General features: G+C 67.3%; 8 protein-coding genes. 6 read left to right on the plus strand and 2 right to left on the minus strand.

The window, feature by feature from the left end; translation table 11 throughout:
- Positions 1-8: 8 nt before the first annotated feature.
- Together BM115_RS06475 and BM115_RS06480 are read right to left on the minus strand one after the other, a co-directional pair.
- A complete protein-coding gene (locus BM115_RS06475) occupies positions 9-2387 on the minus strand; it encodes a xanthine dehydrogenase family protein molybdopterin-binding subunit (protein ID WP_092291796.1) in 2379 nt (792 codons plus the stop codon).
- Between the two features lie 9 nt (positions 2388-2396).
- Positions 2397-2891 (minus strand): (2Fe-2S)-binding protein, encoded by a 495-nt coding sequence (locus BM115_RS06480; RefSeq protein WP_092291798.1) that lies wholly within the window; start codon positions 2889-2891, stop codon positions 2397-2399.
- Positions 2892-3185: 294 nt separating this feature from the next.
- On the opposite strand from BM115_RS06480, the gene BM115_RS06485 reads away from it, so the two are divergent.
- The 6 genes from BM115_RS06485 (at position 3186) to ubiE (ending at position 11594) form a co-directional block, all read left to right on the plus strand.
- Positions 3186-3764, plus strand: coding sequence for a YqaA family protein (locus BM115_RS06485; RefSeq protein ID WP_092291800.1), 579 nt, complete (start codon positions 3186-3188; stop codon positions 3762-3764).
- Between the two features lie 117 nt (positions 3765-3881).
- On the plus strand, positions 3882-7862 hold the full coding sequence (locus BM115_RS06490) for a DUF3683 domain-containing protein (RefSeq protein ID WP_092291802.1): 3981 nt from the start codon (positions 3882-3884) through the stop codon (positions 7860-7862).
- Positions 7863-7889: 27 nt separating this feature from the next.
- Entirely contained in the window at positions 7890-8324 is a 435-nt protein-coding gene (locus BM115_RS06495) for an HIT family protein (RefSeq protein WP_092291804.1), read from the plus strand.
- 142 nt (positions 8325-8466) lie between these two features.
- Complete coding sequence (locus BM115_RS06500) at positions 8467-10401, plus strand: ABC transporter ATP-binding protein/permease (protein ID WP_092291806.1); 1935 nt, start codon at positions 8467-8469, stop codon at positions 10399-10401.
- A gap of 7 nt (positions 10402-10408) precedes the next feature.
- Positions 10409-10825 (plus strand): gamma-butyrobetaine hydroxylase family protein, encoded by a 417-nt coding sequence (locus BM115_RS06505; protein WP_092291808.1) that lies wholly within the window; start codon positions 10409-10411, stop codon positions 10823-10825.
- Between the two features lie 37 nt (positions 10826-10862).
- Entirely contained in the window at positions 10863-11594 is a 732-nt protein-coding gene (gene ubiE, locus BM115_RS06510) for a bifunctional demethylmenaquinone methyltransferase/2-methoxy-6-polyprenyl-1,4-benzoquinol methylase UbiE (RefSeq protein ID WP_092291810.1), read from the plus strand.
- Positions 11595-11618 lie beyond the last annotated feature (24 nt).

Here is an 11618-nt window from a genome sequence, read left to right on the forward strand (position 1 = left end):
CTCCCGATTCAGGCCGATGTGGATTGTGCGGACTGGATGGCCTGCCACACGCGGTGCGGCGTGGCTGGCATCTGTACGTCGCGCACGCCGAGCGGTGCCAGCGCATCGACCAGCGCGTTGATGAACGCCGGGGGCGAGCCGATGGCGCCGGCCTCCCCGCAGCCCTTCACGCCGAGCGGGTTGTGCGTGCATGGCGTGCCCTTGGCGGTCTCCACGGTGAAGTCGGGCAGGTCGGCCGCGCGCGGCATGGCGTAGTCCATGTAGGAGCCGGTCAGCAACTGGCCGCTGTCGGGGTCGTACACGCACTGCTCCAGCATGGCCTGGCCCAGGCCCTGGCCGATGCCGCCATGCACCTGGCCTTCCACGATCATCGGATTGATGATGTTGCCGAAGTCATCCACGGCGGTGAACTTGACCACCTGCGACTCGCCGGTGTCGGGGTCCACCTCCACCTCGCAGACGTAGGCGCCGGACGGGTAGGTGAAGTTGGTCGGATCGTAGAACGCGTTCTCGTTCAGGCCCGGTTCGAGCTTGTCGAGCGGGTAGTTGTGCGGCACGTAGGCGGTCAGCGCCACCTCGCCGAAGGTCTTGGTGCGATCGGTGCCGGCCACGCGGAACACGCCGTCCTGGAACTCGATGTCGGCGTCGGATGCCTCCAGCAGATGCGCGGCGATCTTCTTGGCTTTCGCCTCGATCTTGTCCAGCGCCTTCATGATGGCCGAGCCGCCCACCGCCAGCGAGCGCGAGCCGTAGGTGCCCATGCCGAACGGCACCCGGCCGGTGTCGCCATGGACGATCTCCACCGCCTCCAGCCCGATGCCGAGCCGGTCCGCCACGATCTGCGCGAAGGTGGTCTCGTGGCCCTGCCCATGGCTGTGGGAGCCGGTGAACACGGTGACCGTGCCGGTGGGGTGGACGCGGATCTCGCCCACTTCGAACAGGCCCGCCCGCGCGCCGAGTGCCCCGGCGATGTTCGATGGCGCCAGTCCGCACGCCTCGATGTAGCAGGAGTAGCCCAGCCCGCGCAGCTTGCCGCGCTGCTTGGCGGCCTCGCGCCGGGCCGGGAAGCCGGCCACGTCGGCCAGTTCCTCGGCACGCGCCAGGCAGGGCTCGTAGTCGCCCGTGTCGTAGGTCAGGCCCACCGGCGTGGCGTAGGGGAAGTCGTGGATGAAGTTCTTGCGCCGCAGCGTGGCGGGGGCGATGTTCATCTCGCGCGCGGCGGTTTCCACCAGCCGCTCGACGACGTAGGTGGCCTCCGGGCGGCCGGCGCCCCGGTAGGCATCGACGGGCGAGGTGTTGGTGAACACCGCCTTGACCTCGGCGTAGATCGCCGGCGTGGCGTACTGGCCGGCCAGCAGCGTGGCGTAGAGGATGGTCGGCACGCTGCTGGCGAAGGTGGACAGGTAGGCGCCCATGTTCGCCACCGTGTGCACGCGCATGGCCAGGAACTTGCCGTCGGCGTCGAGCGCCAGCTCGGCCTTGGTCACGTGGTCGCGGCCGTGCGCGTCAGTCAGGAAGGACTCGGACCGCTCGGCGGTCCACTTCACCGGCCGGCCGATCTTCTTCGACGCCCAGGTCAGCGCCACGTCCTCGGGATAGAGGAAGATCTTCGAGCCGAAGCCGCCGCCCACGTCCGGCGCGATGATGCGCAGGCGGGACTCCGGCAGCCCGAGCACGAAGGCGCCCATCAGCAGGCGCTCCACGTGCGGGTTCTGGTTCGAGACGTAGACCGTGTAGCTGTCGTCCTGGCGCGTGTAGCTGGCGTTGACCGCGCGCGGCTCGATCGCGTTCGGGATCAGCCGGTTGTTGACGATATCGAGCGTGGTCACGTGCGCGGCCTTGCCGAAGGCGGCGTCCGTGGCGGCCTTGTCGCCATGGCCCCAGGTGTAGCAGGTGTTGGCCGGCACGTCGTCGTGGACCATCGTGGCGGCTGCGGCGGCGTCCGCCGGGCTGACCACGGCGGGCAACTCCTCGTAGTCGACATCGACCATCTCGGCGGCGTCACGCGCCTGCTGGAGCGTTTCGGCGATGACCAGCGCCACCTGGTCGCCCACGTGGCGGGCCTTGCCGTGCGCCAGCGCGGGGTGGGGTGGCTCTTTCATCGGCGTGCCGTCGATGCTGTGGATCAGCCAGCCGCAGGGCAGGCCGCCCACCTTGTCGGCGGCCATCTCCTCGCCGGTCAGCACGGCAATCACGCCGGGCGAGGCCAGGGCCTCGGTCTTGTCGATGGAGCGGATGCGCGCGTGCGCGTGCGGCGAGCGGACGAAACAGGCGTAGCTCTGGCGCGGCAGGGTCACGTCGTCGGTGTACTGGCCGTTGCCGGTCAGGAAGCGGTAGTCCTCCTTGCGGCGGACCGGCGCGCCGATCAACTTCTCGGGTGCGTTCATGGTCGGCTCCTATTCCGCACTGGCGACGGCCTGGCCGCTGCGCATGCTCGATTGGCCCTGCTGCACGGCGCGGACGATGTTCTGGTAGCCGGTGCAGCGGCACATATTGCCTTCCAGCTGCTCGCGGATGGTCTGGGCATCGGCGTTGGGACGCTCGCGCAGCAGCGCGGTGGCGGCCATCACCATGCCGGGCGTGCAGAAGCCGCATTGCAGGCCGTGGCACTCGCGGAACGCTTCCTGCATCGGATGGAGTTGTCCGTCCGGCGCCAGGCCCTCGATGGTGGTGACCTTGGCGCCGTCCGCCTGGAGCGCCAGCACGTTGCACGACTTCACCGCCCGGCCGTCGAGGTGGACGGTGCAGGCGCCGCACTGGGCGGTGTCGCAGCCGACATGCGTGCCGGTGAGGCGCAGGGTTTCGCGCAGGAACTGGACCAGAAGGGTGTGGGGTTCTACCTGCGCGTCAATGGGCTTGCCATTGACCGTCAGGCGGATCGGAATCGCCATGCTTGTCTCCAATATGGGGTGGACGCGCATGGCCTGCCGCAAGAATCCCGAACGACTGCGCGGGACGGGCCACGACGCGGTACTGCCGCTTGGTTGTTACGGCTATTTCGTGATATTGGTGCTGCCGGGCCTGGGGCCCGGCCTTGCCGGAGATGCCTGGCGTGGCGAATTCCGCGACGCGGCCGTGAACGATCGGCCAGAACCGGCTCTAACAGTTAATCACAAAACCCCCGGTGCTGCCATGCGGGTTCCCCACCATGGGGCGGCCCGGCGCACATCGATCTGCCCCGGACCATGCAAGCGTTCATCGACTGGCTGTTTGGAACCGTCGCCCTGCCCAGCGTGGGCCTGCCGGCCATCTTCGTGGTCAGCCTGGTCTCGGCCACGCTGCTGCCGCTGGGCTCGGAGCCGGCCGTGTTCGGCTATATCAAGCTCAACCCGGACATGTTCTGGCCGGCCATCCTCGTGGCCACGGTTGGGAATACGGTCGGCGGGGCCATCGACTGGTGGCTCGGCTACGCCGCCAAGCTGGCGCTGGTGCGCTACCGCCAGCGGCGCCAGCATATCCAGCACGAGCGGGAGCACGCCGAGCATCGCGGCCATCCGGTGAAGAAACACAAGCCCAAGCTGGACGCCAAATACTTCCGCTGGATGCGCCGGCTGGGCCCGCCCACGTTGCTGCTGTCCTGGCTGCCCGCTATAGGTGATCCATTGTGCACTTTAGCGGGATGGTTGCGCCTGTCGTTCTGGCCCAGTCTCGGCTATATGGCGATCGGCAAGTTCTTCCGCTACCTTGTGATGACGGCCAGCCTGATGTGGATTCCAGACTCGTTCTGGCACGGCGTGGGGGAAGCGATTCGTCAATGGTTCTGACAGAACCGTCTCTTATGCCTTGTTGCGGTGCAGCGAAGCGGGCCGTTGCAGTACAATCGCGCTTCAATGAACGACAATCGCGCACTGTCCCCGTGCGCAGCAGGAAGCGGTCCCGCCATGAACGCCCCACTCGTGCTCGATGCCAAGCTCGCCGCACAGGACGCCCCCGCGCGCCTGCGCGAGATTCCCTATAACTACACGTCCTTTTCGGACCGCGAGATCGTTATCCGCCTGCTGGGCGAGGAAGCCTGGCGCATTCTGGATGAACTGCGTGGTGAGCGCCGCACTGGCCGCTCCGCGCGAATGCTGTACGAAGTGCTCGGCGACATCTGGGTCGTACGGCGCAACCCGTACCTCCAGGACGACCTGCTCGAGAACCCCAAGCGCCGCCAGATGCTGGTCAGCGCGCTGCATCACCGCCTGAGCGAGATCGAGAAGCGCCGCGCCGCCGACCGTGCCGAGCACGCCGAGCCGGCCGCCGAGGATCGCTCGCACCGGGTGGAGCAGCTGGTGGCCTTCGCCAAGCAGGCCATCGAGTCGTTCAAGCAGGAATTCGCCGACGCCTACGACCTGCGCAAGCGCGCGCAGCGCGTGCTGGGCAAGGTCACGCAGAAAGACAACATCAAGTTCGACGGGCTGTCGCGCGTCTCGCACGTGACCGACGCCACCGACTGGCGCGTGGAATACCCGTTCGTCGTGCTGACTCCGGACAGCGAGGAAGAGATCGCCGGCCTGGTGAAGGGCTGCTTCGAACTCGGCCTGACCATCATCCCGCGTGGGGGCGGCACCGGCTACACCGGCGGCGCCGTGCCGCTGACGCCGTTCTCGGCCGTCATCAACACCGAGAAGCTCGAGGAGCTGGGCCTGGTCGAGCAGACCGACCTGCCCGGCGTGGACCACAAGGTGGCGACGATCTTCTCCGGCGCCGGCGTGGTCACGCGCCGCGTGGCGGACGCGGCCGACAAGGCCGGCCTCGTCTTCGCGGTGGACCCGACCTCGATCGATGCCTCGTGCATCGGCGGCAATGTGGCGATGAACGCCGGCGGCAAGAAGGCCGTGCTGTGGGGTACCGCGCTCGACAACCTGGCCTGGTGGCGCATGGTCGATCCCGAGGGCAACTGGCTCGAGATCACGCGCCTGGACCACAACCTCGGCAAGATTCACGACGTGCCCGTGGCCACCTTCGAACTGAAGTGGTCGGACGGCAACCGCGCGCCGGGCGACAAGGTGCTGCGCACCGAGACGCTGGCCATCGAGGGCCGCAAGTTCCGCAAGGAAGGGCTGGGCAAGGACGTCACGGACAAGTTCCTGGCCGGCCTGCCCGGCGTGCAGAAGGAAGGCTGCGACGGCATCATCACCAGCGCGCGCTGGATCCTGCACCGCATGCCCAAGCACGTGCGCACGGTCTGCCTGGAGTTCTTCGGCCAGCCGCGCGACGCGATTCCGAGCATCGTCGAGATCAAGGATTACCTGGACGGCGAGTCCAAGCGCGAAGGCGGCGCCATCCTGGCCGGCCTGGAGCACCTGGACGAGCGCTACCTGCGCGCCGTGGGCTACGCCACCAAGAGCCGCCGCAACGCCTTCCCGAAGATGGTGCTGATCGGTGACATCGTCGGCGACGACGAGGACGCCGTGGCGCGCGCCACCTCGGAAGTGATCCGCATGGCCAACGGCAAGAGCGGCGAAGGCTTCGTCGCGGTGAGCCCGGAGGCCCGCAAGAAGTTCTGGCTCGACCGCTCGCGCACGGCCGCCATCGCCCGCCACACCAACGCCTTCAAGATCAACGAGGACGTGGTGATTCCGCTGCCGCGGATGGGCGAGTACACCGACGGCATCGAGCGCATCAACATCGAACTGTCGATCAAGAACAAGCTCAAGCTGGCCGACGAGCTGGAAGCGTTCTTCGCGCGCGGCAACCTGCCACTGGGCCGCAGCGACGACGCGAACGAGATTCCGAGCGCCGAACTGCTGGAAGACCGGGTTGCACACGCGCTGACGCTGCTGCGCGAGGTGCGCGCGCGCTGGCGCTACCTGCAGGACCACCTGGACGTGCCGCTGGCCACCGCGCGTGCCGCGCTGATCGGCCACGGCCTGGGCCTGCTCGGCCCGGCGTTCGAGGAGCGCCTGCACCAGCAGCCGGACGCGAACGTGTTCCACCTGCTGCAGGACCGCACCATCCGCGTGAGCTGGAAGAGCGAGGTCCGCGCCGAGCTGCGCAAGATCTTCAACGGCGGCGAATTCAAGCCGATCCTGGACGAGGCGCAGAAGATCCACAAGCAGGTGCTGCGCGGCCGCGTGTTCGTGGCGCTGCACATGCACGCCGGCGACGGCAACGTCCACACCAACCTCCCGGTGAACTCGGACGACTACGCCATGCTGCAGGACGCCCACCGCGCGGTGGCCCGCATCATGGCGCTGGCGCGCTCGCTGGACGGCGTGATCTCGGGCGAGCACGGCATCGGCATCACCAAGCTGGAGTTCCTGACCGAGGACGAGATCGGCGAGTTCCGCGCCTACAAGCAGCGCGTGGACCCGCAGGGCCGCTTCAACAAGGGCAAGCTGCTGCCGGGCGCCGACCTGCGCAACGCGTACACGCCGTCGTTCGGCCTGATGGGGCACGAGTCCATCATCATGCAGCAGAGCGACATCGGCGCGATTGCCGAAAGCGTGAAGGACTGCCTGCGCTGCGGCAAGTGCAAGCCGGTGTGCGCCACCCACGTGCCGCGCGCCAACCTGCTGTACAGCCCGCGCAACAAGATCCTGGCGACCTCGCTGCTGATCGAAGCCTTCCTGTACGAGGAACAGACGCGCCGGGGCGTGTCCATCAAGCACTGGGACGAGTTCTCGGACGTGGCCGACCACTGCACGGTCTGCCACAAGTGCGTGACGCCGTGCCCGGTGAAGATCGACTTCGGCGATGTGTCGATGAACATGCGCAACCTGCTGCGCAAGATGGGCCAGAAGAAGTTCAACCCGGGTACCGCGGCGTCGATGTTCTTCCTGAACGCGACCAACCCGCAGACCATCAACCTGACCCGCTCGGCAATGATCGGGCTCGGCTACAAGGCCCAGCGGCTCGGCAACGAGGTGCTGAAGAAGTTCGCCCGCAAGCAGACCCAGCACCCGCCGGCCACGGTCGGCAAGCCGCCGGTGCAGCAGCAGGTGATCCACTTCATCAACAAGAAGATGCCGGGCAACCTGCCCAAGAAGACGGCCCGCGCGCTGCTGGACATCGAGGACAACGAGATCGTGCCGATCATCCGCGACCCGAAGCTGACCACGGCCGAGAGCGAGGCGGTGTTCTACTTCCCGGGCTGCGGCTCGGAACGGCTGTTCTCGCAGGTGGGGCTGGCCACGCAGGCCATGCTGTGGCACGTGGGCGTGCAGACCGTGCTGCCGCCGGGCTACCTGTGCTGCGGCTATCCGCAGCGCGGCAACGGCCAGTACGACAAGGCCGAGAAGATGGTCAGCGACAACCGCGTGCTGTTCCACCGCGTGGCCAACACGCTGAACTACCTCGACATCAAGACCGTGGTGGTCAGCTGCGGCACGTGTTACGACCAGCTCGCCGGGTATGAATTCGACAAGATCTTCCCGGGGTGCCGCATCATCGACATCCACGAGTACCTGCTTGAGAAGGGCGTGAAGCTGGAAGGCGTGACCGGTACGCGCTACATGTACCACGACCCCTGCCACACCCCGATCAAGACAATGGACCCGACCAAGCTGGTCAATGACCTGATGGGCGGGAACGGCGGCAGCGGTGCGGGCAAGATCGAGAAGAACGAGCGTTGCTGTGGCGAATCCGGCACTTTGGCCGTGACGCGCCCGGACATCTCCACGCAGGTCCGCTTCCGCAAGGAAGAGGAAATGCGCAAGGGCGCCGACAAGCTGCGCACGGACGGCTTCACCGGCGACGTGAAGATCCTGACCAGCTGCCCGTCGTGCCTGCAGGGGCTGTCGCGCTACAACGAGGACGCCTCGGTGACGGCCGACTACATCGTGATCGAGATGGCCAAGCACCTGCTGGGCGAGAACTGGCTGCCCGAGTACGTGGCCCGCGCCAACGCCGGCGGCATCGAGCGCGTGCTGGTGTAAGGCAGCCAGCGGACTCCGGCGGATACCATGACGCGACTCCCCAACTGCCCCCTGTGCGAAGCCGATGGCGGCGAACTGGTCTGGATGGGGGATCGCGCGCGCGTGATCCTCGTCGAGCATGACCGGCATCCCGGCTTCTGCCGCATCGTCTGGAACGACCACGCCGCCGAGCTGACCGATCTGGACGATGCCGACCAGGCCTGGCTGATGCGGCTGGTGGCCCGGGTGGAGCGCACCGTGCGCGAGGTGATGACGCCGGACAAGGTCAACCTGGCCGCGTTCGGCAACATGGTGCCGCACCTGCACTGGCATATCATTCCGCGCTACCGCTGGGACACGCATTTCCCGGAGGCGATCTGGGCGGCGCCCCAGCGCGCGGCGGAGCCGGCGCGCATCGGCGAGCTGGCCCTGCGGCTGCCGACGCTGCGCACCGCGCTGGCCGTGATGCCGTCCGCTGACTGATTGTCTGACTGCGATAACAACCGAGCATGGCTGACTGACCGGAGGGCGGCACGGAACCCGCCACGCGGCGGCGACGTCTGACCTCCGTCGAACAACAACACGCCCGCTGGCCGGAACGGCGGCGGGCCACACCTGCGCCACCATGTCCTCCACTCCGTCGTCCGTCACCGTGCCCGGCCCGGCCGTCCCGGCCGAGGCTCTCAAGATCCAGAGCCGGCTGCGCCTGGCGGCCACCTGGGACCTGATCAAGCCCTACTGGAAATCCGAAGACCGCAAGGCGGGGCTGGGGCTGCTGCTCCTGGTCGTCGCGCTCAATCTCGGCATCGTCTATATCAACGTGCTGCTGACCGAGTGGAACCGGGTGTTCTACAACGCCCTGGAACAGCGCGACTTCGTCTCGTTCAAGGAACTGCTGCTGCGATTCTCGTGGATCGCGGCCTGTTTCATCGTGCTGGCGATCTCGCGCCAGTACTACCAGATGATGTTGCAGATGCGCTGGCGGACGTGGATGACCGGCGTCTTCATGCAGCGCTGGCTCGGCCATCAGGCGTACTACCGCATCGAACAGACCCATTCAACCGACAACCCCGACCAGCGTCTGGCCGACGACCTGCGCCAGTTCACCGACGGGGCGCTGACGCTCTCCATGGGGCTGCTGAACTCGGTGGTCACGCTGGTGTCGTTCATCGGCATCCTCTGGGTGGTGTCGGGGCCGATCAGCTTCGTGCTGGGCGGCACCGAACTGACGATTCCCGGCTACATGGTCTGGTTCGCCGCCGGCTACGCGGTGATCGGCTCGCTGATTGCCCACTTCGTGGGCCGGCCGCTGATCGGCCTGTCCTTCCAGCAGGAGCAGTACGAAGCTAACTTCCGTTTCATGCTGGTGCGCCTGCGCGAGAATAGCGAGCCGGTGGCGCTGTACCGCGGCGAACCGACCGAGCAGGCCGGCCTGCGGGCCCGCTTCGAACGGATCCGGGCGAACTGGAACCAGCTGATGCGCTACACCCGGCGGCTGACCTTCGTGAACTCGGGCTACGGCCAGTTCGCGATCATCTTCCCGCTGCTGGTGGCCGCGCCGCGCTATTTCTCCGGCAAGCTCACGCTGGGCGGGCTGATGCAGATCAATTCCGCCTTCGGGCAGGTGCAGGGCGCGCTGTCCTGGTTCGTGGACAGCTACGCCACGCTGGTCGGCTGGAAGGCCGCCGCCAACCGTCTGATCGACTTCCAGGACGCCATCCGCGTGGCCGAGCGCCAGGACCTGACGCACGAGGGCCCGGGCGACATCGAGGTGGTGGTGGCAGAGGGCCAGGACGGCATCGACCTGACCGGCCTCGCGCTGGCGCTGCCGGTGCGCGGCGGCAAGAGCCCGGACGAGGAGGGCGTGGATCCGCAACATCCGGCCCACCCGCGCCAGCGGCCGCTGGTGGCGCCGTTCTCGCTGTCCATCGGGCAGGGCGAGCGGTGGCTGGTCAGCGGGCCGTCCGGCTGCGGCAAGAGCGTGCTGTTCCGCGCGCTGGCCGGGATCTGGCCTTACGGCCACGGCCGCATCGCGGTGCCGGGCAAGCGCATGCTGTTCCTGCCGCAGCGCAGCTACCTGCCGATCGGCACGCTGGCCGATGCGCTGGCCTACCCGGACGCCGGCACGGCGCACTCGTGCGAGACGCTGCAACAGGTGCTGCGCCAGGCCCGGCTGGCCATGCTGGCGAACCAGCTCGATGTGTTCGACAACTGGTCGCTGCGCCTGTCGCCGGGCGAGCAGCAACGGCTGGCCTTCGCCCGCGCGCTGCTCCAGAAGCCCGATTTCCTGTTCCTGGACGAGGCCACGGCGGCGCTCGACGAGGAAACCGAGGCTGCCATGTACCAGCTGATGGTCGATAGCCTGCCGGACGCCACCATCGTCAGCATCGCCCACCGCAGCACCGTGGCCGCCTTCCATGACCGGCGGCTGCGCTACCTCCCCGTGGCGCCGACCGGCGCGCGCGACGAAAGCGGTGCCGGACCCCAGGATGGGCAAGGCATGGGGGGTGGAGTAAGCTATCGGGTCGTACAAGACACATCGGACGCGCTCCCCGCGTGACCCTACTATGGCTGGCCTAGAGAAAGACACCCCCCATCCCACCGCGCTGACCGTGCATACGCAGTCGCGCGTGCTGGAAATCGGCTTCGACAATGGCCGCGCGTGGCGCCTGCCGTTCGAGCTGCTGCGCGTCTATTCGCCGTCCGCCGAGGTCCAGGGCCATGGCCCGGGCCAGGAAACGCTCCAGACCGGCAAGCGCGAGGTGGGCATCGCGGCGGTGGAGCCCGTGGGCAACTACGCGATCCTGATCCGCTTCGACGACGGCCACGACACCGGCATCTACTCGTGGGAGCTGCTGTATCGCCTGGGCGACCAGCAGGAAGCGCTGTGGAACGACTACCTGAAGCGGCTCGAAGCCGCCGGCGTCGACCGCGATGCGCCGATGGTGGCCGGCGGCGGCCATGCCTGCGGCCACCACCACTGATCCCCGTCTATATATATCCGCACCTGGAGTACCAGACATGAGCGAGACCCACTTCGGGTTCGAGAAAGTCGACGAAACGGATAAGGCCGGCAAGGTAGCTGGCGTGTTCCATTCGGTCGCGAGCAAGTACGACGTGATGAACGACCTGATGTCCGGCGGCATGCACCGGCTTTGGAAGATGTTCACCATCGCCCAGGCCAATGTGCGCCCGGGCCAGAAGGTGCTCGACATCGCCGGCGGCACGGGCGACCTGGCCAAGGCTTTCGCGAAGCGGGCCGGCCCGACCGGCGAGGTCTGGCTGACAGACATCAACGAATCCATGCTGCGCGTGGGCCGCGACCGCCTGCTCGACAAGGGCGTGGTGACCCCGGTGGCGCTGTGCGACGCCGAGCGGATTCCCTTTCCGGACAACTACTTCGACCTCGTCACGGTGGCGTTCGGGCTGCGTAACATGACCCACAAGGACCGCGCGCTGGCCGAGATGCGCCGCGTGGTGAAGCCGGGCGGCAAGGTCATGGTCCTGGAATTCTCCAAAGTCTGGAAGCCGCTGGAAAAGGCCTACGATGTTTACTCGTTCAAGGTATTGCCGTGGCTGGGCGAGCGGGTGGCTGGGGATGCCCCGAGCTATCGCTATCTCGCAGAATCGATCAGAATGCATCCAGACCAGGGTTCACTTGTACGCTTGATGGAACATGCGGGGCTCGAGAAGGTCGAATACTACAATCTGACGGGCGGAGTGGTGGCGCTCCACGTCGGGCGTAAGTACTAATTCGCCATGTTCGGCCTTGGATGG

Origin of the sequence: Cupriavidus sp. OV096 (assembly GCF_900115455.1) — a bacterium.
Taxonomy (GTDB): Bacteria; Pseudomonadota; Gammaproteobacteria; order Burkholderiales; family Burkholderiaceae; genus Cupriavidus.

Coding starts and splice junctions, on each gene's coding strand:
- BM115_RS06475 (WP_092291796.1), bottom strand. CDS start 2,387: ATGAACGCACCCGAGAAGTTGATCGGCGCGCCGGTCCGCCGCAAGGAG.
- BM115_RS06480 (WP_092291798.1), bottom strand. CDS start 2,891: ATGGCGATTCCGATCCGCCTGACGGTCAATGGCAAGCCCATTGACGCG.
- BM115_RS06485 (WP_092291800.1), top strand. CDS start 3,186: ATGCAAGCGTTCATCGACTGGCTGTTTGGAACCGTCGCCCTGCCCAGC.
- BM115_RS06490 (WP_092291802.1), top strand. CDS start 3,882: ATGAACGCCCCACTCGTGCTCGATGCCAAGCTCGCCGCACAGGACGCC.
- BM115_RS06495 (WP_092291804.1), top strand. CDS start 7,890: ATGACGCGACTCCCCAACTGCCCCCTGTGCGAAGCCGATGGCGGCGAA.
- BM115_RS06500 (WP_092291806.1), top strand. CDS start 8,467: ATGTCCTCCACTCCGTCGTCCGTCACCGTGCCCGGCCCGGCCGTCCCG.
- BM115_RS06505 (WP_092291808.1), top strand. CDS start 10,409: ATGGCTGGCCTAGAGAAAGACACCCCCCATCCCACCGCGCTGACCGTG.
- ubiE (WP_092291810.1), top strand. CDS start 10,863: ATGAGCGAGACCCACTTCGGGTTCGAGAAAGTCGACGAAACGGATAAG.